The sequence below is a fragment of the Burkholderia ubonensis genome, assembly GCF_001718695.1.
GTDB classification, from domain to species: Bacteria; Pseudomonadota; Gammaproteobacteria; order Burkholderiales; family Burkholderiaceae; genus Burkholderia; species Burkholderia ubonensis_B.
Genome location: NZ_CP013421.1, coordinates 104,686 through 127,367, shown reverse-complemented (window position 1 = coordinate 127,367; position 22,682 = coordinate 104,686). Strand labels below are relative to the sequence as shown.

Sequence of the window (22,682 nt, the reverse complement as noted above, 5' to 3'; positions counted from 1 at the left end):
GCGATTTTCAGGGAAGTACGTCGTCGATGTCACACCGAATTCCGCCCGCACCCGCCGATGGCGTGCTGGGCGTGCAGACCGGCCCCGCGCCGAACACCGGCGCCGCATGGGTCGCGACGGCGGCCGGCGCGCGCCGCATCGCGCATGCGGGGCAGGAGCGTTTCGACCGCATCAAGCAGTCGCGCGCGTATCCGGCCGCCGCGGTCGACGCGTGCCGCATCGCGCTCGACCTGCCCGCCGACGCGCGCCCGTCGCTCGTCGCGTGCGTCGACACCGGGCAGGCCGCGCCGCTGCCGCCATATGTCGATACCGTGCCGCAGCTGCGCGTCGAACACGCGCTCTGCCATGCCGCCGCCGCGTACTACTGCTCGCCGTTCGACGAAGCCGCGATTCTCGTCGTCGACGGCCATCGACGCGAGCAAGGCGCGACGCCGTCGTCGCACAGCGTGTGGATCGGCTGGAACGGGCGCATCGAGCCCGTGATGCGCAGCGCGTCGTGCGGCATCGGCGCGCTGTACGAGGCGGTCACCGTCGCGATCGGCTTCGGCGCGCACGAAACCGGCAAGACGATGGGGCTCGCGCCGTATGGCGACGATGCGGCCGCACCGGACCTCGGCGGACGCCTCGACGGCCTGGCCGTGGATTACGGCGCCCGCTGCGATGCCGACGGCGTGCGGCTGTTCGGCCTGTCGCCGCTCGCGGGCGCGACGGACGACGAAAGCCTGGCCGCGCGCGCCACGCTCGCCCGCGCGGCGCAGCGGGAATGCGAGCGCGCCATGCTGCATCTCGCGCGGGCCGTGCGCGAGATGACCGGGATGCGCCGACTCTGTCTCGCGGGCGAGGTGTCGCTCAACGGGCGCGCCAACGATCTGGTGTGGCGCGACGCGGGCTTCGACGCGGTGTTCGCCGGGCCGGCCGGCGCCGATTGCGGAACGTCGCTGGGCGCGGCGCTGTGGGGGTATCACGGTGTGCAGGGCGTGCCGTTTCGGCCCGGACCGGTTTCTCCGTACGGCGGACGGCCGTACAGCGATGCGGACGTGGACGCCGCGCTCGCCGCACTGCCCGATCGCGCGCGCTACCGCGACACGCGCGGCACGATCGACGAACTGGCCGAACGCACGGCGGCGCTGCTGGCCGCCGGGCAGTGCGTCGCGCTGCACGCCGGGCGCGCCGAGATGGGCCCGCGCGCGCTCGGCAATCGCTCGCTGTTGATGAGCCCCGCGCACGCGGACGCGCGCGACCGGATGAATCTGCGGGTGAAGCGGCGTGAGGCGTTCCGGCCGTTTGCGCCATGCGTTCCGGTCGAGGACGCCGCGCGCTATTTCGAACTCGACACGCCGAGCCCGTACATGCTGCGGATCTGCGCGGTCCGGCCGCAGTGGCGCGCGCGCATCGCCGCGATCACGCACGTCGACGGCACCGCGCGGCCGCAGACCGTTTCGCCGCAAGACAACCCGCATCTCCATCGGTTGCTGCGCGCGTTCGAACGCGTGGCCGGCATCCCGGTGCTGCTCAATACGTCGTTCAACGTCGCGGGCGAGCCGCTCGTCGAGACGCCGGCCGATGCGCTGCGCGGCTTCGCGCGCAACGACATCGACGCGCTGTGGATCGGCGACCGGCTGCTCGAGAAACGGTGATGCGGGCGCTCGGGTGGAACGTGCCGCGCACGTGTCAGCCGAACTGCGCAATGCGGCGGCCGATGTAGTTCACCGAGAAGTGCTCGTCGAGACTCTGCGCGCCGCACTTGTCGCGAGCGGGCCAGTTCATCACCTCGCAGACCAAAGGTGGCCGCGCAAATTCGGACAGTCGGATAAGTGGTTTGGCCGGGGCCAGAGCCAGAGATAATGCTGGCAAAGGAACCGAGGAAATGACGAAGAGAACCGGACGGACGCACTCAGCGGGGCGTTCAAAGCAAAGCTGGCGCTGGCAGCGGTCAAAGGCGAGCAGACGCTGGCCGAACTGGCGCAGCAGTTCGATGTGCATCCGAACCAGATCACGGAATGGAAACGGCAGTTGCAGGAGCGCGCTGCGGATGTGTTCGGCGCAGCGGGCCCGGCATCGAACGAATCGCCGGTAGATGTGAAGACGCTGCATGCGAAGATCGGCCAGTTGACACTGGAGAACCATTTTTTGTCCGGAGCGCTCGGCAAGGCCGGACTGCTGAGCGCAAAGCGATGATCGACCGTACGCATGCGCTGCCGGTTTCGCGACAGACGCGGCTGGTTGGCATTGCGAGATCGAGCGTGTATTACCGACCGCAGCCGGTCAGCGAGGTCGATCGGTTGCTGATGCGACGAATCGACGAACAGCACATGGAGTTTCCGTTTTCCGGAGCACGGATGCTAGCGCGCCTGTTGCGCCGGGAAGGCCATGAAGTGGGTCGCCGTCGCGTGCGCACGCTGATGAAGCGCATGGGCGTCGAGGCGCTGTGCCGTGACCGCAAATTCTGCCAGTTGGCCTCGGTTGAGCTTCTTGCGGAATAGTTCAGTACCTCGCTCGTCGTTCGCTACGAGGTGGAACCAATTCTTGCCGAGATCAATGCCAATGACATAGACGCGGTGATCGTTCATGGTCGCTCTCCCAGGGTGGACGCGCCTAGTATCGCGCAGGAGGTGGGGCAGACCATTCCATTAGGCTACCGCGCTCTTGATGTCGGAAGGCATCGAACGTACGAAGTAATTGATCAGATTGGCGCAAGCGAATCGGTCGAGCTGATCTGCGCGGTATTCGACGTGTCGCGGTCCTGCCTGTATGCCCACCGAGGGCGAGCCCGACGTGTTGATGCCGAGCGAATGGCACTGCGTAGCCGGGTACGCGAGCTGTTCATCGAGAGTCGAAGCTCAGCCGGCAGTCGCAGCATCATGGGCATGATGCGCGAGGAAGGTACGACGATTGGCCGCTTCAAGGTCAGCCGCTTGATGGAAGAGCTGGGGTTGATTTGCAAGCAACCCGGCAGTCACACGCCGCCGTCGCGGCCCGCCATGCGCTCGATCCATTGCTCGAACGCGGCTACCGCCGGATCCGCGCCGCGATCGGCATTCGTCACCAGCATGTAGTCGTCGGCGCGCCATATCGGCGCCGCAAGCGGACACACGAGGCGCCCCTCGGCGAGATCGCGACCGATCAGCGGCAGCGACGCCAGTGCCACGCCAAGGCCCTCGACGGCCGCGCAGAGCTGAAGATTCACGTGATCGAATTCAACGTGGCGCGCCGCCCGCAGATCGGCAGCGCCGGCCGCCTTCAACCAGTGCGACCATGCAGAGCGCGTGGTGGCCGAATGCAGCAGCGTGTGATGGCGCAGGTCGGTCACGCTCTGGATCGGATGCTGACGCAACAATGCGGGATCGCACGCCGGCACACGCAAGTCGGCCATCAACGATCGCGACACCACGCTCGCGCCTTCCTCTGCACCGGACCGGACACCGATATCGAACGCGTCGGCGACATAGCGCAGCTTGCGCGATGTCGTCGACACCCGCACGTCGATGTCGGGGTAACGCGCATGGAAATCGGCGAGCCGCGGCAGCAGCCAGCAAAACGCGAAGCTCATCGGCACGTTCACCCGCACGACGCCTGATATCCGCTGCGTCGATGCGTGCTGGCGCAGCCGCACAGCCGCAGTCCCGAGGCGCTCGAACGCACTGCTGACGTCGCCGAGCAACGCGGCGCCGTCGTCGGTCAGCACGACGCCGCGCGGCCGACGGTCGAACAACGGGCGGCCGAACCAGTCTTCCAGCAAGCGGATCTGCTTTCCTACGGCCCAGTGGGTGACGTGCAGTTCGACCGCGGCGCCCGCGAAGCTGCCGTGCCGCGCGACCGCGTCGAACGCGCGCAGCGCATTGAGCGGCGGCAGCTCGTCCCGATACTTCGCAATTTCTCCGATTCCGCCCATGACGTGACTTTTTCTCTCCAATGGCGCGATTTTAGCTCAATTGAAATGCCATTGAGCTCGGTCATAGAATTCGCATGGCGAGGCTGAAATCGACACTACGAGCGGCTCCCACCTCCCTCGCGTACGGAGAGAACCACGATGCGCTTGCCGGATTTTTCCCCTCCGATGGCCGCGGCCGCTGCGCAATCGCGGCCGCGCGTGCTGTGGCTATCGTGCATTGCGCACGCATTGCACGACGGCTATACGGACATGATTTACGCCTTGCTGCCGGTGTGGCAGGCGGAGTTCGGGCTCGACTTCGCCGCACTCGCGATCGTGCGCGGCGTCTATGCCGGCACGATGGCGACGCTGCAATTGCCTGTGGGGCGTCTCGCGGAACGCTTCGGCAGTCGCGCCACGCTCGCCGTCGGCACGCTGCTGGCCGCGCTGGGCTATGCGCTGGCGGGGATGTCGGGCGGGCTGCTCGGTTTGTCCGCGGCCTTGGCGCTTTCGGGTGTCGGGTCGAGCACGCAGCATCCGATTGCATCGGCGGCCGTGTCGCGCAGCTATGGGCGCGACGCGAGAGGCCCGCTCGGTATCTACAACTTTTCGGGCGATCTGGGGAAATCCGCGCTGCCGGCGGCCATTTCGCTGTTCGCGACGATGATGCCGTGGCGTCACGCGCTGTGGATCGTCGCCGGATTAGGCTGCGTACTCGCCGCGGTCATCGCGTCGTCGTTTCCCGCGGTGCCGTCGGCGGCTCGCGACGTGACGGCCGGCGCCGCGGCGCCGGCTCGCCGCGACGGCGCCGTGGGAAGCGGATTCCGCGCGCTGTTCTCGATCGGCGTGCTCGATACGGCCGTACGCATGGGCTTGCTCACGTTTCTACCGTTCCTGCTCAACGCAAAGGGCGTGTCGCCGCCACTCGTCGGCACGGCGCTCGCGCTCGTCTTCATCGGCGGGGCGGCCGGCAAATTCATGTGCGGCTGGCTCGGCGCGCGCACCGGCGTGGTGACCACGGTGCTGCTCACGGAAGGCGGGACGGCCGCGTGCATCGTCGCGGTGATGTATCTGCCGTTGACGCTTACCATGGTGCTGCTGCCGATCCTCGGCATGATGCTCAACGGCACATCGTCGGTGCTGTACGGAACCGTTCCGGAGATGTCGTCACCCGACCGCACCGAGCGCGCTTTCGCGATCTTCTACACGGGGACGATTGCATCGGGCGCGCTTTCGCCGGTGCTCTACGGCTTCCTCGGCGACGCGATCGGCGTGCGCGCCGCGACCTATGCCACCGCATTGACCGCGCTGGCGATTTTTCCGTTCGCCGTCGCACTGCGTCCGCATCTGGCGCATGACCAATCAGGAGGAACACGATGACCAAGCGTGACCATCCAACCATCGCCGTCGTGGGCCCGGGCGCGATCGGAACCACCATCGCCGCCGCGCTTCACGAAGCCGGCCGCACGCCGGCGATCTGCGGCCGCTCGGCGCACGCGCAACTGAAATTGCGCTTCGATGGCGGCGAGATCGTCGTGCCGGGGCCCGTCATCACCGATCCGCATGCGATCCGCGAACGGTTCGATCTCGTGTTCGTCGCGGTGAAGTCGACCCAGGTGGCGAGCGCCGCACCATGGCTCGCCGCGCTCAGCGATACGAACTCCGTCGTTTGCGTGTTGCAGAACGGCGTCGAGCAGCAAGCCGCCTTCGCCCCGTATGCGGCGGGCGCGACGGTCGTGCCGTCGGTGGTCTGGTTTCCGGCGCAACGCGAGTCGGGCGCGTCGGTGTGGCTGCGCGCCGCGCCGCGTCTCACCGTGCCCGATACGCCGGCGAGCAGCGTGGTGGTGTCGGCCTTGCGCGGCACGCGCTGCTCGGTCGAGGTCGCCGAGGATTTCATCTCGCTCGCGTGGCGCAAGCTGCTGCAGAACGCGGTCGCGGGGCTCATGGTGCTGACCGGCCGTCGCGCCGGAATGTACGCGCGAAGCGACATCGCCGATCTGTCGCTCGCCTATCTGCGCGAATGTCTGACGGTCGCCCGCGCGGAAGGGGCGAAGCTCGGCGACGACGTGCCGCAGGAAATCGTCGATGCATTTCAGGGCTATCCGCCCGATCTGGGCACGTCCATTCTCGCCGACCGGCAGCACGGTCACCCGCTCGAATGGGATTGCCGGAACGGCGTCGTGCAGCGATTCGGTCGATCTCACGGCATTCCGACGCCGATCAGCGATCTGGTCGTACCGCTGCTTGCCGCCGCCAGCGATGGGCCGGGCTAGGCGCAGGGAACCGGCACGCGAGCGAATCGAGCCGCACCGTTCGGCAAACGCAGTTACGCATATCCCGAACTGGTTGACCGGATTCACCACGGACATGCGCGCGTTCTCTGCATCGACGGTGGCCGCGATCTGTTCCCCGTCGTATCGCCTCCGAAGCACGCGGCTGTGCTGAATTTCCGCGTTCGCGATCCCGGCCTCGACGCACTGCCAATGCGGCGCTACCGCCACCGCTGCGGGGGCCGACCGGTCCACGCGCGAAACGCGCGCGAAAAATGCGCGGGATCGCTGTAGCCGAGTTCATACGCGATCTCGGTCACGCGCATCCCGGCTGCGAGCAGCGCGTGCGCCCGTTCACAGGAAACCGCCTGACGAATCGTCCGGAAATCGCGCCCGTGCATCGCCAACTGCCGCTGCAGGGTTCGGCTCGATATGTCGAGCCGTTTCGCTACCCAGTCGACGCGCGCCTGTTGGTCCAGCAACGTGCTGGTACGAACCAATTCGGTCACGGTACCGACGAAGTCGTCCTCGTCCGGCAGCGACGGCGGAATGCGCAGCGGGCCGGTTGTGCGCATCGGATTCGGCGCGTCGAGCAGCTCCATCGGCATGGCGAGCGTGGCCACTGCGCCGCGCGCGATCCCCACGCCCAATGCCTGTTCGACCGCCACCTGCGCCATCAGCTCGCCCGGCATCACCAGGAACTCGGGCTGCCAGTCCTTGCCGACGAACATCCGCACCAGGTCGCGCATATAGCCGAGCGCCAGCAGTTCGTTCGCCTGCCGGCCGAATTCGACCGGCTCGGCGACATGGTAGGTCCAGCGCGCGTCGCGACCGTGCCGGGCGATCTGCATCTTCGTGGCCGTCTGCAGCGCACGGTTAATCAGACGGCTCGCGCAGTCGATCGCGTCGCCGAGCGTCGCCGTGGTCCGCAGCAGCGCCGCGAACGGTCCGAGGACGTTCACGCCGCCGTCCGACGACAGCCGCACCGGCAACGTCGCATCGCCGAGCTCGCGCCGCGCGTGCTCGACCAGTGCCAACTGGTCCCGCAGCGGAATCAGATGGTCCGGGTCGTCGATCAATCGCGACGGCAAGCCGGCCCGCGCGAACAGGCGCTCGACCGATGCGCCGCATTGCACCACGGCCTCGACCAGCGGCCCCATCGACCGCGCGCGCGTCAGGCCTACAGCCGACATCGCGCCGATCCGGTGAACCACCGCATCGGCACGTGGCGCGAAATGGCAAGTGTGGGTGCGATCCGGCGCATATCTTGATGGGACGTTTCCGCCCCACCCCAAGGAAACGAACATGATCCATTCAGGAGACAGACGCATGACCGTTAGCAATTTCGACGCCAGCGCAATTGATTGGCAGCCCTTCGGCGAATTCCCGCACTTCGCGTTCTTCATCATGAACGTCGACATGGAGCAGCGAATCGCCGATGTGATCTTCAGGTTCGATGCGGGCCGGCAGATCGTTTCGCATCGCCATACATCGCTGAACCATACGTTCGTCGTGCAAGGCGAGCACCGCATCTACGAACACGACGGCAGCCTGCGGGAAGCGCGTCCGGCCGGCAGCTACACGATCACGCCGGCGGGCGAGACGCCGCATCGCGAAGGCGGCGGCGATGAGGACGCCATCGTGCTGTTCAGCATGCGCCCGCGGCCCGGTGAACTGCTGTATGAAATCCTGAGCGACGACGGCACGCCGATCGCGGAGATCTCGCTCGAGCTTCTGCACGGCATGTTCGAAGCACAGCAGGCGGCGCGCGCGTGACGGCGCGCCACCGATCACGTGTTGCCTAAAGTGACAGCCGCTCGCGGCAGTGTGTCGCCGTGGAGCATGGCGGATACGACGCGAGCGGCGCATCGGCGGCGCTCGCTATGGCGGCGCCCGCCGCCTCGTCGGCGCCGTACGATCGCGATGGTATGGCCCACATCCGGTTCGCACGCTGCACGGCAACACGGCCGACGCGTCCCGGCGAATGGATCGCGACCACGGTGGAAGCGGCACAACGCACCTCCGTCAGAGCGCATGCACGCAGTCAAGGTGTCCCGCTGCCGCCCTGTCAGCAACCCGCGAGCGCCCACATCAGCCGCTGCACGAGTTCCCCCGGATCGAACGGCTTCTCCAGCACGCACAATGCGCCGAGGCGTTGCGCGTCGCCCAGCCGCCGCGCGCTCAGATGCGCGGTCACGAAGATGAACGGCACGTCGCAGCAACGCGCGCGCAGGCACGCGAGCAGTTCGATGCCCGACATACCGGGCATCTGGATATCGCATACGATGCAGTGCAACGGCGCGCCGCTTCCGTGCGCGAGAAACGCTTCGGCCGACGCGTACAACATCACGCGCACGCCCATCGAGCGCACGAGCGATTCCAGCGACTGCCTTACCGCCATTTCATCGTCGATGATGCAAACCGTCTTGTCGTGCACAGCATGTCTCGCGTGACGCCACGCTCGCCGGCCGGGCCGGGAACGCAACCGGATTTCGGGCAACGTATCGTCGGCGCGCTGCCGCGACGGTCATGCCCAGGTGGAAGTGTGCGATACCGGCCGCGGTCCCTCGTGCGTCACTGACCGTCCGACATGCACGAAATGCCCGGCGCGACGGCCGCCGCGTGGATCATCCTGTCCCAGTTGCACGGCACGGTACGGCCGCGCCCCTGCGGGCGGTACACACGGTCGCCGCAATGGATCGGCACACCGGTCAGCACGCAGCGCGACGCCATCCGCGCGGTCACGCAGCGCCATACCTGTTCGCCGAAATGCCCGAATCGCGGATCGCTCCAGCGCACACTGACCGACGTCGCCGACAGAATCTCGACGATCCTGATCTTGACGGCCGCAGGTGCCGTCATGTCGGCCGCGTCGGTCGCAACGTCGCCGGTCGCCCCGCGCCGCGTGCGCCGCGCTGCCGCGTCGGCCACGCCATCGCACGCGCCGGCGCCTCTCGACGGATCGAGCAAGCGCATCAGTGCACGTTCGAACACATCGTCGTATGCAAACGTTGGCTGCGTCATATCTTCCGTTCCCCTTGCATCGACCGCGCATGCGGCGCCCGCCATCGGTGCGTTGCGCCGACGAAACCGCGAAGCTGCCGCCTCGCCGATTCCCCGCTTCGCGGCACCACGCCCTTCACTCACGTCGAAGGCGAGTCTAGTGGAACGATTTCGTCTGAACCATCAGCCGGTGGTGGATGCCGTCTCATACCAAGGTTTGGGTTGCCGATCGGCTACCCGCCGCCCGCGGCACGCACTGCAACGCGCAACGATCTACCTTATAGTTGCACTTGCATTCGAACGCACATGCAACGCATCGATCGCCGGCCCGATGCGTCACGTCTGTCCATCCGGTTTTTCGCGCGCAACGCGAGCCCACAGCGCAAGCACCTGGTCCTCATGCCCACGTCCGCAACCCTCACGCTCAAGCCGCCAGGCGACTCACCTCCGGCGGAAAGCGAGCTCTTTCTGTCGGCGCCGATACCGATCCTGATCGAAGACTGGTCGCACGTTTATCGGGCGGTGCAGGCGCTGCGGCGGTCGGGCATCGTCGATCTCGACCGCTATTTCGACGAGCATCCGCACGCCGTCGCGGAGCTGCGCGCGCAGCACACGCTGGTGGCCGTCAACGACGCGGTGGTGAGCCTGTTCGAAGCGGAGTCGAGAGCGCATTTCCTCGAGCATGCGCAGATCCTGTTGCCGCCCGATCGATTGAGCAACCGCGCGGTGCTGCGCGCCATCTACGACGCTAGCCCCGCGTGCCAGGGCGAGCGCACGCTGCTGACCTTCAAGGGCCGCAGCGTGCCGATCGTGTGGCGCTGCTCGCTGCCGAAGCACGAGGACGGCTACCGGCGCCTGCATTTCTACGCGTTCGACGTGACCGAACAGAAGGAGCACAGCGACCGGCTCGACGCGTTGCGCGCGGAAGCCGCGCGTGCCGCGCGCGTGTCGCTGTTCGGCGAGATGTCCGCGTCGATCCTGCACGAGGTGAGCCAGCCGCTGTCGGCCGTCGGTTCATCGGCCGAAGCCGCGTTGCGCTGGCTCGCTCGCGACGAGCCCGACATCGGCGAAGCGACAGCCGCCATCGCCCGCGCCGCGCGCTGGGCGCGCGACGCGACCGAGATATGCCGCAAGATTCGCGGCTTCATCGCCAAGGCGCCGGTCCAGTTCGTCGAGTTCGCGGCGTCGGACGCCGTGCATGCCGCGCTGTTCCTGGTCTCGCCCGAAGCCGGCGCAAAGGACGTCCGCATCGAACGTTCGATCGATCCGGACGCGCGCGTATTCGCCGATCCGGTTCTGATCCAGCAGGTGCTCGCGAATCTGCTGCTCAATGGCATCCAGGCGATCGATATCGGTTCGTCGCGCGAGCGCGTGCTCAGCGTGTCGGTCACCGCGAATGCCGACGAAGTCGTGTTCGACGTCTGCGATACGGGCCCCGGCGTCGAACAGGCGACGATCGACCAGCTTTTCGAGCCGTTCTTCACGAGCAAGTGCGACGGCATGGGAATGGGCCTCACCGTCGCTCGCTCGATCGTCGACGCGCACCACGGCAGGATATGGGCACACGGCGAACCGGGCGCGGGCTGCCGCTTCTCGTTCGCACTACCCGCGCGCCGGCCAGCCGAGGCCGCCGACGGGTGACGAAAGCCGTATCGACAGACGCGGTTTTGCTGAACGCTTGCCCTCGTCGCCGTGGGGCGGCTTAACGCGCGGTTCGCCCAAGCGCCGGATCAACACGACGGCCGCCACATAGGCGGTCCCCGATAGATTCGAGCCTGGCACCTCGATCGGCAAGCCGAACTGGAACCACACCGAACCGGCGTCATCGCCGCGCCGCCTAGCCCGCCGCCGGCGCGTGCACGCCGATGGCTTCCGACTTGCGCACGAGGTCGGCTAGCGACGACGCATTCATCTTGCGCATCACCGACGCGCGATGCTGCTTGACGGTGATCAGACTCAATCCGAGCTGCGAAGCGATCTGCTTGTTCAACGCCCCGCTGACCACGTGCGCGAGCACCTCGCGCTCGCGCCGCGTAAGCTGCTCGAACAACTGCTGCAGCCGCCGGCGCGTGCTGTCGTTCGTACGCCGAGCCGTATCGAGCGACAGCGCGAGGTTCACGGCGTCGATCAGCTCCTGGTCGGTAAACGGCTTCACCAGAAAATCGACGGCGCCGCCCTTCAGCGCCTTGCGACACACCTCGACGTCGGCGAAGCCGCTGATGACGACGATCGGCACCGGCGGCCGATCATGCGCCTGCTGGAACACCAGCCCGCTCTCGCCGCGCAGCCGGACGTCGAGCAGCAGACAACTCGACGCGTCCGCCCATTGCGTAGCGCGCAATTCGGCCGTGCTCGCAAACGTCGCGACGCGCATGCCCATCGAGCGCAACAGCGTATCGAGCGACGCGCGCACCGCGGCATCGTCGTCGACGATGTACACGACCGGCGTCGAACCGTCTTGCGTCGCTACCTCTGCCATATCCTGCGTCTCAACGGTCCATTCAGTCTTGGTTCAGTGCCGCGAATGCGGGCCGCGACGCATCTCGCGCCGGCGTGTCCGACGGCGCTTGCGTCACCGGTGCTCGATGCTTGCCGCGGGCAATTGCGTGCGCTGCGCGGCGGACGAGCGCGTTCGCGTCCGAACCCGGCACGCGCCCGACCGACCGCGCCCCTTCGCCGCCGAACCAGCGAGCACGCCCGGCCGCAGCTCGTACCCGACGCGCGGCCGGCCGTCGTGCGGCGAGCGTCGCGTCGAGGTTGGGGGGCCGCCATCGCTGGATCGGCGAGCACCAGCTTCGACGCCCCGTGCGCGAACGCAACCGGACGCAGCCGAGCACGGCACTGAAATCGGGTGCGGAAAGTTCGTCCAACTGGCGGGAACGATGTCGACGGGTTGAAGCGAGATCTGCTGGATGCGTCCCGTCGGCTGCGAGGCCCCGGCCGGCGGCATCCCGGAACCGATGCCATCCGGACAGCGCTCATTTTATTTATCAACGATGCGCGCGGAGGGACGCAGTTCCCTCGTTTCGCGCCATGCTGGATGCGACATCCGCCGGCACGCGTCAGTCGGAATCCACGGGCTCGGTCGCGGCCGGTCGCCGCAGCGCCTGCGGCGGCTGCCCGAACGCGCGCACGAAGGAGCGCCTCATGCGCTCCGGATCCGCGTATCCGGTTTCGCGCGCGATCGTGTCGATGGTCCATGACGAACTCGTCAGGAAATCGCGCGCCGTTTCGAGCCTGATGCGATCGACCGCCTTGGCCGGCGTCAGGCCCGTTTCGTCCTTGAAGCGACGCGTGAACTGGCGCTTGCTCATTCGCGCCACGTCGGCGAGCTTCTCTACGGTCAGTTCGGTGCCGAGATGCTGCCGGATGTAGGTGATGACCTCGTGGATCCGGTTGCTGCGCGCCGGATGCTCGAGCAGCACCGACGTCTGCGGCTGCGCGCCCGAGCGCCGCCACCGTTCAATCACGAGATCCTTGGCGACCTCCAGCGCGGCATCCGCGCCGAGATCCTCCTCGAGCATCGCGAGCGCCATGTCGATGGCCGTGCTCATCCCGGCCGAACTCCAGATCCTGCCGTCACGCACGAAGATGCAGTCCTTCTCGACGCTCACCGCCGGAAAGCGCTCCCTGAACTGGTCGACGTACGCCCAGTGCGTCGTGGCGCGGCGCCCGTCGAGCAAGCCGGCGTCGGCCAGCAGAAATGCGCCGAGGCAGATCGAGGCCATCCGCTCGACTTTGCCGGAGAGATCGAGCAGCAACTGGCGCATGCCGTCGGTCAGCGGCGGCTTCGACAACGACGCCCCGACGAATACGGTGTGCAGCTCCGCCGCGTGAGCCGGCCGGGTCGACGCGCACATGCCGAACGACGCCTCCACCGGGCCGCCATCCTCCGAGATGACGCTGACCTCGTACAGCGAGCGCCCGGCCCGCAGATTGGCGATGTCGAACACGGATAACGCTAGCAAACTCATCACCTGGAACTGCGGGACGAGGACGAGCCCAATGCGACGCATACTGACCTCATGTGAATCGGCACCGCCGGCCGACCCGGCATGACCGCGACAAACAGGAAAAAACCGGCTGGCAGCGGCGCTCGCTGCCTGCCCGCTGGCACGCCGGCGATGCTACAAGATTTTTCCGGCGCGGGAGAATGGCCATACGGCGAGCCGGGAAAACGGCGCCGCGTGCCGATCGGCACGCTTCGCGCGGGCCTCTCGTTTTCGGTGCGACCCCAAAAATCCAGCGGAATCTGCGCAGCAGCATTTGCGCGCGAGCGTTCTGCCCCCACACGAAGGCTCGCGAAGGCGCGATACCACACCGGCTCGATATCGGGATAATATTGCGCGCCGCGCAGGGGCACGTGCCGCTTCTGCGCCGGCATCCGAACTTGAAGCCTTGGAGCAAGCATGCAAGACATCATCGACGGTTTTCTGCGTTTTCAGCGCGACATCTTTCCGCAACGCGAGGCGCTGTTCAAGCAACTCGCCACGTCACAGAGCCCCAAAGCGCTGTTCGTCACGTGCTCCGACAGCCGCGTCGTCCCCGAGCTGCTCACGCAGCGCGAACCCGGCGAACTGTTCGTCATCCGCAATGCCGGCAACATCGTGCCGTCGTACGGCCCCGAGCCGGGCGGCGTGTCGGCCACCGTCGAATACGCGGTCGCCGTCCTCGGCGTGCGCGACATCGTGATCTGCGGCCACTCCGATTGCGGCGCGATGGGCGCGATCTCGCGCTGCACGTGCCTCGATCATCTGCCGGCCGTCGCGAACTGGCTGCGCCATGCCGATGCCGCGAAGGTCATCAATGCCGCCCATGAATACGACACGCCGCGCGCCAAGCTCGACGGGCTGGTGCGCGAAAACGTGATCGCGCAGCTTGCGAACCTGCGCACCCACCCGTCGGTCGCGCTCGCGCTCGAGCAAGGCCGCATGAACCTGCACGGCTGGGTCTACGACATCGAGAGCGGCGGCATCGACGCGCTCGACGGCGCGACGCGGCGCTTCGTCCCGCTTGCGGAATCGCCGTCGGTGGTCGCCGTGAACGCGCGCGATCGCGGGCAGGCTTAGTCGCTTACCGGCTCGCGCCGGCAGTGGCCCGGCGCGAGGCGGGTTGCAGGCCGGTCCGCGCGCGCGCCATGCGCTTCGATCGGCCGCGCGCATGCGGCTTGCGCGTGCCGCCTCGCTGGGCCGACCTCGCGCGGCCGCCCTAATGCGCGGTGCGGCGCAACATCTTCGTGTCGTACCCGAGCGTGCGCACGCGCTCGATCAGCGCCACGGCTTCGTCGGCAGAAGGCTTCGCGCTGCGTGTGAGGATCCACAGGAACCGGCCCGACGGCTCGCCGACGATCGACCATGCATAGTCGTCGGCGTGATCGAGCACCCAGTAATCGCCGAAGAAGAACGGCCCGAAGAACGACACCTTCAGTTTCGCGTCGCCGCTGCCGGCGACGATTCTCGCCCGCCCTTCGGAACTCCGCACCGGCCCGTTCGGGCCGCCTTCGCGGCAGCTGTTGCGCACGCCGATGAGGCCGTCCTCCCGCTTCGCATAGTCGGCCGTCACGCCGTCGCATCCCCGTTCGAAGCGGTTTTCGTAGCGCGCGAATTCGTACCATCGGCCGACGTAGCGATCGAGATCGACGGGCCTGGCCGGTTGCGGCACCTGCGCATTGCCGCTCGGCCCGCCGGCCAGGCCGGTGCATCCGGCGAGCAACAGTGCTGCGCCGGCGACGACCATGCACACCGCACGCGCGGGCCTACGGACGATACTTTGCTTCATTGACTAGCTCTCCAGGCACGATGTCCGGCCATTTTGCACCCGACCGGCGGGATGCTGCAGCATCCCGCGAATGACGGCTGCATCTGCACGCGCGCGACGCTCGTATCTGACTGAAGATCCTGCGACGCCCGCCGGCCTGCACGACAGGCGGCGTGTCGACCGCGATCGCTCAACCGGTACGTCCGACAGTGCTATATTTCGCTCCACATTCAAGCCATGGCTCTGCGCGCCATTTTCTCCGCATGAACGACAGGCCGAAGGATGCCGGGCGCGTCGCTCCGTCGGCGTCTGCGCGCGACGGCGACGCGGACGCCGCGCGCCGCGAACACCTGAACCGCGTGACGTCGCAGGCGGCGCTCGGCGATCAGGCCGCTTTCGCCGAGCTTTACCGGCTGAGCGCGGCGCACCTGTTCGGCGTCATCGTGCGGATGGTGCACGATCACGGGGAAGCCGAGGATCTCCTTCAGGATGTCTACACCGCCGCGTGGCGGCGCATCGATGCGTTCGACCCGGCGCGCGGCGGCGCGATGACATGGCTCGTCACGCTCGCGCGCAACCGGACGATCGACCGGTTGCGGCAGCATCGCGACGCGCAGCTCGACGACGAACACCGGCTGACGGTCCCCGACGACGCTCCGACGCCGGCCGCGCTCGCGGAGGCGAGTCAGCAGCGCCAACGCCTCGAGCGCTGCCTCGAGCGGCTCGATCCGCACCACGGCCGCGCGGTGCGCGAGGCGTTCTTCAGCGGTGCGACCTACAGTGAGCTGGCCGCGCAATTGCGCGTGCCGCTCGGAACCATGAAAAGCTGGATCCGGCGCAGCCTGATGCAGCTAAAGGTGTGTCTGGAGCAATGAATACGTCGCCCGATCACGATCCCGAACTGCGCTGCGCGGAATACGCCCTCGGCGTGCTCGACGCCGACGCACGCCGCGTGCTGGAGCAGTCCGCCGCAAGCGATCCGATGTTGCGCGCCACGCTCGAGCGCTGGCAGCGCCGTCTCGCGCCGCTCGCCGAAGACGTCGCGCCGGTCGCGCCGCCCGCGCGCGTCTGGACGAAAATCCAGCGCGAACTCGACTTCACCGCTGCGCCGCCCGCTCACGGCGACGCACGATCAAGCGGATGGTGGAACAGCCTGCAACTGTGGCGCTGGGTCGGCATCGGCGCGAGCGCCGCGGCGCTCGGGCTGCTCGCGGTCAACGTGCTCCGCGTCGGCGAGGCGCCGCAGCGCGCCGCCGTCGGCACGCCCCACATGGCCGCCACGCTCGCGCGGCAGGACGGCGTGGCCGACTGGACGGCCACGGTCGACCTGCGGCGCGCGACGATGGTCGTCGTGCCGGCGAACACGCCGGCGATCGCCGCCGATCGCTCGACCGAACTGTGGCTGATTCCGCCGAATGCGAAGCCGATTTCGCTCGGCGTCTTCGCGCCGAACGCGCCGGCGTCGATGACGCTGCCCGATGCGATCGTCGCGCAACTCGGCGCGCGCGCGGTTCTCGCCGTGTCGCTCGAGCCGCGCGGCGGCTCGCCGACCGGTCAACCGACCGGGCCCGTGCTCGCCACCGGGCCGATGCACGCCGCATAACGCGCACCACATGACGCACGCCGCGCAACCGCGCGGCGCGCGACTACGTCTCACCCGCCCCTTCCCGACACCGCCGAACCGCGCTGCATCCTGCCTGCTGCATCCGTTCCGCCCACGGCTCCGTATATCGAAGACATCGCGTCCTCGGAGCCCGTATGCCCGCCGTCGCCGTTGCCCTGCTCGCTTTCATCGGTCTGTTCCTGTCGTTCACGGCGGTATGGATCGAACAATTGCATTCCCGCAACGCCGCAATGATCGACCCCGTCTGGGCCGCGACGCTCGGCGGCGTAGCCGTGTTCGTCGCAGCGCTCGGCACCGGCCTCGCCGCGAATCGCGCGCTCGTCGCGATCGGCGGCGGCGTCTGGGGCCTGCGGCTCGCGCAGCATCTGTGGCGGCGCAATCGCGGGCAGCCGGAAGATCCGCGCTATCGCCGGTTCCGCGAGCAATGGGGCGACGCCGCGCCGCGCAACATGTTCTGGCTGTTCCAGCTGCAAGCGCTGATCTCGATGTTGCTGTCGATCGCGTTCTTCGTCCCCGCCTATAGCGCGGAAGCGCCGTCGGGGGCGGCGCTTGCCGCCGCGGTCGCGATCTGGATCGCCGCCGTGGCAGGCGAGACGGCCGCCGACCGGCAGCTCGCGCGCTTCCTCGCCGATCCCGGCCACCGCGGCCAGGTCTGTCGCGTCGGCTGGTGGCGCTATTCGCGGCACCCCAACTACTTTTTCGAGTGCGTGCACTGGCTCGCGTACACGGCGCTGGCGATCGCGATGCCGTGGGGCTGGCTGACGCTGCTGCCGCCGCTGCTGATGGCCGTGCTGCTGGTCAAGATATCCGGCTTGCCGCTGCTCGAAGCGCGTCTCGTGCAAACCCGGCCGGGCTACCGCGACTACATGCGCACGACCAGCGCGCTCGTGCCGTGGCCGCCCAGGCCGATGCGCGGCACTTCCGCCGCGCCGACCGATCACCCCGAAGACCGGAGCTCACGCTGATGACCGCTACCACCTCGCCACCGTCGCCGGCCACGCTGCCGGCACCCGACGACTCCTGGCTGATCCGCTGTTGCGAGCGCGGCTGGCTGCCGGACCCGCTGATCCGCGCCGGAATGCGCTCGCTGATGCGCGACCGCCTGCGCGCCGAACATGCTTACGACGGCGAAGGGCGAGCGGCGGCCCATGACGCGCTGGTGCGCGAACTGAGCGCGAGCCCGATCGCGATCGACACGCAAGCAGCGAACACGCAGCACTACGAGGTGCCCGGCGCGTTCTTCGAGGCGCATCTCGGCCCGCGGCTCAAGTATTCGTGCGGCTATTACCCGCGCGGCACCGAAACGCTCCCGCAGGCCGAGGACGCGATGCTCGAGTTGTACGTGGAGCGCGCCCAGCTCGCGGACGGCCAGCGCATTCTCGACCTCGGCTGCGGCTGGGGCTCGCTGTCGCTGTGGCTCGCCGAACGCTATCCGCACGCGCAGATCGTCGGCCTGTCGAACTCGCACGGCCAACGGCTGTTCATCGAGCAATGTTCGGCGCGGCGCGGATTGACCAATCTGCGCATCGTGACCGGCGACGTGGTCGACTTCGATTTCGACGCCGACGACGCCGGCTTCGACCGCGTGCTGTCGATCGAGATGTTCGAGCACATGAAGAACTACGGGCAACTGCTCGCGAAGATCGCGCGCTGGATGCGCGACGACGGCAAGCTGTTCGTGCACATCTTCGCGCACAAGCTGCTCGCCTATCACTTCGCGGTGCGCGACGACACCGACTGGATGTCGCGCCATTTCTTCACCGGCGGCACGATGCCGTCGGCCGATCTGCTGCTGCGGTTCCAGGACGACGTGCGCATCGCCCGCCAATGGTGGCTCGACGGCACGCACTACGCGCGCACGGCGAACCAGTGGCTCGCGTCGCTCGACGCGGCGCGCGACCGGATCATGCCGATTTTCGACACCGTCTATGGCGCCGACGCGCGCGTCTGGTTCCAGCGCTGGCGAATGTTCTACATGGCCGTCGCCGAGCTGTTCGGCTATGCCGGCGGGCAGGAATGGGGCGTCGCCCATTATCTGTTCGACAAGCGCCGGGGGCACGCGTGAGGCCCGTCATGTCGCACGGCGCGGTGCGTCGCGTGGCCGTCGCGATGGCGATGGCGATGACTCTCGCGCTCGGCGCCGCAGGCTGCTCCGACGCTCCGCCGAACCCGAATCCGCGCGCCGGCGTTCCGCTGTCGACCGTTCCCGTCGACCTGCCGCGCTACATGGGCCGCTGGTACGTGATCGCGAACATTCCGTATTTCGCGGAACGCGATTTCGTCGGCAGTCGGGCCGAATGGCGGCTACGCGAAGACGGTCGGATCGACGACGCGTTCGTCGGCCGCAAAGGCGGCTTCGATCGACCCGAGACGCGCTACCGGTTCGTCGATTCGGTCAAGCCCGGCAGCGGCGGCGGCGAATGGCGCCTGCGGCTGTTCTGGCCGGTGTACGTCACGCAGCTGACGCTGTATGTCGACGCCGACTATCGCTACACGATCCTCGGCTACCCGGGCAAGACGCTCGGCTGGATCTTCTCGCGCGAGCCGACCATGGACGACGCCACCTATCGGTCTCTGCTCGCGCGGCTCGACGCGATGGGCTACGACACGTCGCGCTTCAGGCGCGTGCCGCAAACGCCCGACCAGCTCGGCCAACCCGGCTTCGCGTCGCCCGGCCGGCGCGATTGACGGCTTGCCGTGCATCCGCACGCGCGCGCGCCACGTATATCCGGACATGTCATTTCCGATTGCGCTATTGTGACTGACGGAGACCCTTCGCGATGCACCCGCAATACATCGGCTCGCTGCCGCGCGGACGACGAATCGCCGTCGTCGGCGCCGGCATCGCGGGCCTCGCAAGCGCCTATCTGCTGGCCCGCCGTCACCGCGTGACGCTGTTCGAATCCGCCGACTATCTGGGCGGCCACACGCACACGGTCGACGTCGAACTGGACGGAGCGCGCCACCCCGTCGACACGGGGTTCCTCGTATTCAACGACCGCACCTATCCGAACCTGATCGCGCTGTTCGACGAACTCGGCGTGGCGGCACATGCGACCGACATGTCGTTCTCGGTGTCGGTCGACGGCGGCCGGCTCGAATGGGCCGGCAGCAATCTCAACACGGTATTCGCGCAACGCCGCAACCTGTTTTCGCCGACGTTTCTCGGCATGCTGCGCGACATCCTGCGCTTCAACGCGGCCGCGCGCGATCATCTCGAAGCGGCGCACCGCCAGCGTCTGTCGGTCGGCGAACTGCTCACCGCCGGCCGCTACGGCGCGCCGTTCCAGCATCACTATCTGCTGCCGATGGCGGCCGCGATCTGGTCGAGCGCGGCCAACGACATCCTGCGTTTTCCGGCGGCGATGTTCCTGCGCTTCTGCCTGAATCACGCGCTGCTGCAGGTCAACAACCGCCCGCCGTGGCGCACGGTCGCCGGCGGCGCGCGGCAGTACGTCGAGCGCATCGCCGCGACGCTCGACGACGTGCGCGTCGGCACGCCGGTGCGCGCGATCCGGCGCGACGACGGCTACGTCATGGTCGCCACCGACGCGGCCGGTCACGAGCGCTTCGATGCGGTCGTGCTCGCCTGCCACGCGCCGACGAGCCTGCGGCTGCTCGCCGACCCGAGCAACGCCGAGCGCGACGTGCTGGGCGCCGTGCGCTATCAGCACAACGTCGCGGTGCTGCATACCGATACGGCGCTGCTGCCGCGCCGCAAGCGCGTGTGGTCGGCCTGGAACTACCTGAGCGGCCGCTCCGCGCCGGGCGGCGGCGACGCAGCGCCAGTGTGCGTCAGCTATCTGCTGAACCAGTTGCAGCCGCTGCCGTTCCGTTCGCCGGTGGTCGTCACGCTGAATCCGGTCGACGAGCCCGCGCCAGGCACGCAGTTGGGGCGCTACGACTACGAGCATCCGCTGCTCGATCTCGCGGCCGTCGACGCGCAGCAACGTCTGCCCGCGCTGCAGGGACGGCGCAACACGTGGTTCGCGGGCGCGTGGACGGGCTACGGATTTCATGAGGACGGGCTGAAATCGGCGTTGCGCGTCGCCGCCGACTTCGGCATCGCGCCGGTCTGGGCGCGCCCATGAACGCGCCGTTCGCCCGCGACGGCCATGCCGCGCGGCTTCTGGTCGGCCACGTGATGCACGAACGGTTACGGCCGGTGCGCCATGCGTTCACGTATCCGATCTTCCAGGTCTGCTGCGACGTCGAACGGCTCGACGAGATCGACGGCCGCTGGTTCGGCGTCGACCGCTGGCGCCCGCTCGCGCTCGCATCGCGCGACTACGGCCCGCGCGACGGGCGGCCGCTCGGGCCATGGATGCGCGATCTGCTCGCGCGGGCCGGCATTCCGGCCGACGGCCCGATCTGGCTGCAGACGATCCCGCGCATCTTCGGATACGCGTTCAACCCGGTCAGCTTCTGGTACTGCTACGACCGCGCGGGCCGGCTGCGCGCGCTCTACGCGGACGTGCGCAACACCTTCGGCGCGTACCACGGCTATCTGCTGACGGCGCTGCATCACGCGCCGATCGACGCCGGCACCGCCCTCGTCTGCCGAAAGACGTTTCACGTCTCGCCGTTTTGCGAGGTGGTCGGCAGTTATGCGTTTCGCGTGCGGCAGCGTGGCGACCGCCTGAGCGTCGCGATCGACTATCGCGACGACGACGGCCTGCTGCTGCGCACGGCGCTCGGCATGCGCGCCGAACCGCTGACCGCCGCACGCGCGTGGCGCGCGCTGGCTCGCCAGCCGCTGAACGCGGTGAACGTCGTCATCCGCATCCATTGGCATGCGCTGCGGCTGTGGCTCGCGCGCGTGCCGTTCTACGGCAAGACGCCGCCGGGCCATTCGGCCGGCGCCGATTCGTCCCTGTCCCGCTCGCCGGACGCGTCGTCACGCGGCCGCCCGGCGACGTCCGATCACGAGGCCCGCCCATGACCCTGCTGCGCCTGCTCTCTGCCGCCTCGCAAGCGGCGCTGCCGCTGTCGGCCCGGTTGTTCATCGCGCTGCTGCGACGCATCCACGACGGCCATCTCACGCTCGTGACGCCCGAAGGCGCACAACACGTGTTCGGCGATCCGCACCGCCAGCCGGCCGCGACGCTGCAGATCCGCGACTGGCGCGCCTGCCGCGCGATCCTGCGCGCCGGCGACATCGGCTTTGCCGACGCGTATCGCGCCGGCTGGGTCGACACGCCCGATCCGGTCGCGCTGCTGCGCGTCGCGATCCGCAATCAGCCGGTGATCGCCAAGACCGTGACGGGCGGCCCCTTCGCACGCGTGTGGTACGCGCTGCGCCATCGGCTGCGCGCGAATACGCGCGCGGGCAGCCGCCGCAACATCCACGCGCATTACGACCTCGGCAACGACTTCTACCGGTTGTGGCTCGACGATACGTGGACCTATTCGAGCGCATGCTTCGACGGCGACGACCGCCGCCCGCTCGCCGACGCGCAGGCGGCGAAGTATCAGCGCATCGTCGCGACGCTCGGCCTGCGCGCCGGCATGCGCGTGCTCGAGATCGGCTGCGGCTGGGGCGGCTTCGCCGTACACGCGGCGCGTCAGGGCGTCCGCGTGCACGGCGTGACGATCTCGCAGCAACAATATTCGCTGGCTCGCGAACGCGTTGCGCGCGAGGGGCTGGCCGATCTCGTCACGATCGAATTGCGCGACTATCGCGACGTCGACGGCCAATACGATGCGGCGGTGTCGATCGAAATGTTCGAAGCCGTCGGCGAAAAGTTCTGGCCCGTGTACTTCGACGTGCTCGTGCGGCGTCTGAAGCCCGGTGCACGCGCGTTGATCCAATCGATCACGATCGCCGAGTCGCAATTCGAGGCGTACCGCGCGTCGAGCGACTTCATCCGCGAATTCATCTTTCCCGGCGGGATGTTGCCGAGCGCCGAGCGCTTCGTCGACGCAGCGCGCCGCGCCGGACTCGCCGCCGCACCGGTGCACGCGTTCGGCGACGACTACGCGCGCACGCTGCGCACGTGGCGGGCGACGTTCGATGCACACGCCGATCTGGTGCGCGCGCAAGGATTCGACGAGACCTTCATTCGCACGTGGCGGCTGTACCTCGCCTATTGCGAAGCTGGATTTGCCGAGCGGCGTACCGACGTGATGCATTTCGTCGTGTCGGCGGGCCGCTGAC

22 protein-coding genes and 3 pseudogenes are annotated in these 22,682 nt (G+C 68.2%); 16 read left to right on the top strand and 9 right to left on the bottom strand.

Translation table 11 applies throughout. The features are described from left to right. Positions 1-26 precede the first annotated feature (26 nt). On the top strand, positions 27-1,637 hold the full coding sequence (locus tag WJ35_RS15525; RefSeq protein ID WP_046424893.1) for a carbamoyltransferase C-terminal domain-containing protein: 1,611 nt from the start codon (positions 27-29) through the stop codon (positions 1,635-1,637). Between the two features lie 230 nt (positions 1,638-1,867). After that, positions 1,868-2,435, top strand: a pseudogene (locus tag WJ35_RS32150) (IS3 family transposase); the annotation flags it as partial. A 6-nt stretch (positions 2,436-2,441) separates the two neighbouring features. On the opposite strand, the pseudogene WJ35_RS32145 reads toward WJ35_RS32150, so the two are convergent. Further along, positions 2,442-2,570: pseudogene (locus WJ35_RS32145) on the bottom strand (IS110 family transposase); the annotation flags it as partial. A 63-nt stretch (positions 2,571-2,633) separates the two neighbouring features. Between WJ35_RS32145 and WJ35_RS32140 the strand changes: the two are divergent. Next, positions 2,634-2,960: pseudogene (locus tag WJ35_RS32140) on the top strand (IS3 family transposase); the annotation flags it as partial. Here WJ35_RS32140 and WJ35_RS15510 read toward each other — a convergent pair. After that, positions 2,957-3,892, bottom strand: coding sequence for a LysR substrate-binding domain-containing protein (locus WJ35_RS15510; protein WP_011880059.1), 936 nt, complete (start codon positions 3,890-3,892; stop codon positions 2,957-2,959). The pseudogene WJ35_RS32140 and the gene WJ35_RS15510 sit on opposite strands and share 4 nt — an antisense overlap. Positions 3,893-4,030: 138 nt before the next feature. Here WJ35_RS15510 and WJ35_RS15505 point away from each other — a divergent pair, with 138 nt between their 5' ends. Then, positions 4,031-5,251 (top strand): MFS transporter, encoded by a 1,221-nt coding sequence (locus WJ35_RS15505; RefSeq protein ID WP_011880058.1) that lies wholly within the window; start codon positions 4,031-4,033, stop codon positions 5,249-5,251. Next, positions 5,248-6,144, top strand: coding sequence for an oxidoreductase (locus WJ35_RS15500; protein WP_011880057.1), 897 nt, complete (start codon positions 5,248-5,250; stop codon positions 6,142-6,144). The genes WJ35_RS15505 and WJ35_RS15500 overlap by 4 nt, the downstream gene beginning before the upstream one ends. A 218-nt stretch (positions 6,145-6,362) precedes the next feature. Here WJ35_RS15500 and WJ35_RS15495 read toward each other — a convergent pair whose 3' ends face one another. Beyond that, entirely contained in the window at positions 6,363-7,301 is a 939-nt protein-coding gene (locus WJ35_RS15495; protein WP_196222102.1) for an AraC family transcriptional regulator, read from the bottom strand. A gap of 88 nt (positions 7,302-7,389) precedes the next feature. Between WJ35_RS15495 and WJ35_RS15490 the strand changes: the two genes are divergently transcribed. Then, a complete protein-coding gene (locus tag WJ35_RS15490; protein WP_230459703.1) occupies positions 7,390-7,917 on the top strand; it encodes a cupin domain-containing protein in 528 nt (175 codons plus the stop codon). A 292-nt stretch (positions 7,918-8,209) separates the two neighbouring features. On the opposite strand, the gene WJ35_RS15485 is transcribed toward WJ35_RS15490, so the two are convergent. After that, complete coding sequence (locus tag WJ35_RS15485) at positions 8,210-8,542, bottom strand: response regulator transcription factor (protein WP_045579636.1); 333 nt, start codon at positions 8,540-8,542, stop codon at positions 8,210-8,212. Between the two features lie 173 nt (positions 8,543-8,715). After that, complete coding sequence (locus WJ35_RS30190; RefSeq protein WP_043292624.1) at positions 8,716-9,165, bottom strand: DUF3331 domain-containing protein; 450 nt, start codon at positions 9,163-9,165, stop codon at positions 8,716-8,718. A gap of 378 nt (positions 9,166-9,543) precedes the next feature. On the opposite strand from WJ35_RS30190, the gene WJ35_RS15475 reads away from it, so the two are divergent. Further along, positions 9,544-10,785, top strand: coding sequence for a PAS domain-containing sensor histidine kinase (locus tag WJ35_RS15475; RefSeq protein ID WP_226098053.1), 1,242 nt, complete (start codon positions 9,544-9,546; stop codon positions 10,783-10,785). Between the two features lie 196 nt (positions 10,786-10,981). On the opposite strand, the gene WJ35_RS15470 is transcribed toward WJ35_RS15475, so the two are convergent. The 3 genes from WJ35_RS15470 to WJ35_RS31280 all read right to left on the bottom strand — a co-directional run bounded on the left by WJ35_RS15470 (position 10,982) and on the right by WJ35_RS31280 (position 13,528). Next, positions 10,982-11,623: a response regulator transcription factor gene (locus WJ35_RS15470; protein ID WP_011880051.1), complete on the bottom strand. Its 642-nt coding sequence runs from the start codon at positions 11,621-11,623 to the stop codon at positions 10,982-10,984. 583 nt (positions 11,624-12,206) lie between these two features. Then, positions 12,207-13,160 carry a GlxA family transcriptional regulator gene (locus WJ35_RS15465; RefSeq protein ID WP_011880049.1) on the bottom strand — a complete coding sequence of 318 codons (954 nt, stop codon included), beginning with the start codon at positions 13,158-13,160 and terminating at the stop codon, positions 12,207-12,209. Continuing rightward, positions 13,118-13,528 (bottom strand): hypothetical protein, encoded by a 411-nt coding sequence (locus WJ35_RS31280; RefSeq protein ID WP_131754498.1) that lies wholly within the window; start codon positions 13,526-13,528, stop codon positions 13,118-13,120. The genes WJ35_RS15465 and WJ35_RS31280 overlap by 43 nt, the downstream gene beginning before the upstream one ends. A 25-nt stretch (positions 13,529-13,553) precedes the next feature. Here WJ35_RS31280 and WJ35_RS15460 point away from each other — a divergent pair, with 25 nt between their 5' ends. Beyond that, positions 13,554-14,213 (top strand): carbonic anhydrase, encoded by a 660-nt coding sequence (locus WJ35_RS15460; RefSeq protein WP_011880048.1) that lies wholly within the window; start codon positions 13,554-13,556, stop codon positions 14,211-14,213. A 139-nt stretch (positions 14,214-14,352) separates the two neighbouring features. Here the strand turns inward: WJ35_RS15460 and WJ35_RS15455 are convergent, their stop codons facing one another. Continuing rightward, positions 14,353-14,922 (bottom strand): lipocalin family protein, encoded by a 570-nt coding sequence (locus WJ35_RS15455; RefSeq protein ID WP_011880047.1) that lies wholly within the window; start codon positions 14,920-14,922, stop codon positions 14,353-14,355. A gap of 242 nt (positions 14,923-15,164) precedes the next feature. Between WJ35_RS15455 and WJ35_RS15450 the strand changes: the two genes are divergently transcribed. The 8 genes from WJ35_RS15450 (at position 15,165) to WJ35_RS15415 (ending at position 22,681) form a co-directional block, all read left to right on the top strand. Beyond that, a complete protein-coding gene (locus tag WJ35_RS15450; RefSeq protein ID WP_011880046.1) occupies positions 15,165-15,776 on the top strand; it encodes a sigma-70 family RNA polymerase sigma factor in 612 nt (203 codons plus the stop codon). After that, positions 15,773-16,504 carry an anti-sigma factor gene (locus WJ35_RS15445; protein ID WP_011880045.1) on the top strand — a complete coding sequence of 244 codons (732 nt, stop codon included), beginning with the start codon at positions 15,773-15,775 and terminating at the stop codon, positions 16,502-16,504. Before WJ35_RS15450 ends, WJ35_RS15445 begins: the two co-directional genes overlap by 4 nt. Positions 16,505-16,659: 155 nt before the next feature. Beyond that, the gene (locus tag WJ35_RS15440; protein WP_011880044.1) at positions 16,660-17,490 is read left to right on the top strand and encodes a DUF1295 domain-containing protein; all 831 of its coding nucleotides are present in this window, start codon (positions 16,660-16,662) and stop codon (positions 17,488-17,490) included. Then, positions 17,490-18,590, top strand: a complete 1,101-nt coding sequence (locus WJ35_RS15435; protein ID WP_011880043.1) for an SAM-dependent methyltransferase — start codon at positions 17,490-17,492, stop codon at positions 18,588-18,590. The genes WJ35_RS15440 and WJ35_RS15435 overlap by 1 nt, the downstream gene beginning before the upstream one ends. Before the next feature lie 8 nt (positions 18,591-18,598). Beyond that, the gene (locus WJ35_RS15430) at positions 18,599-19,213 is read left to right on the top strand and encodes a lipocalin family protein (RefSeq protein ID WP_069239485.1); all 615 of its coding nucleotides are present in this window, start codon (positions 18,599-18,601) and stop codon (positions 19,211-19,213) included. Between the two features lie 92 nt (positions 19,214-19,305). Further along, on the top strand, positions 19,306-20,616 hold the full coding sequence (locus WJ35_RS15425; protein WP_069239484.1) for an NAD(P)/FAD-dependent oxidoreductase: 1,311 nt from the start codon (positions 19,306-19,308) through the stop codon (positions 20,614-20,616). Further along, complete coding sequence (locus WJ35_RS15420) at positions 20,613-21,467, top strand: DUF1365 domain-containing protein (RefSeq protein WP_011880040.1); 855 nt, start codon at positions 20,613-20,615, stop codon at positions 21,465-21,467. Before WJ35_RS15425 ends, WJ35_RS15420 begins: the two co-directional genes overlap by 4 nt. Further along, positions 21,464-22,681, top strand: a complete 1,218-nt coding sequence (locus WJ35_RS15415) for an SAM-dependent methyltransferase (protein WP_045579632.1) — start codon at positions 21,464-21,466, stop codon at positions 22,679-22,681. The genes WJ35_RS15420 and WJ35_RS15415 overlap by 4 nt, the downstream gene beginning before the upstream one ends. The last annotated feature ends 1 nt before the right edge of the window (position 22,682 follow it).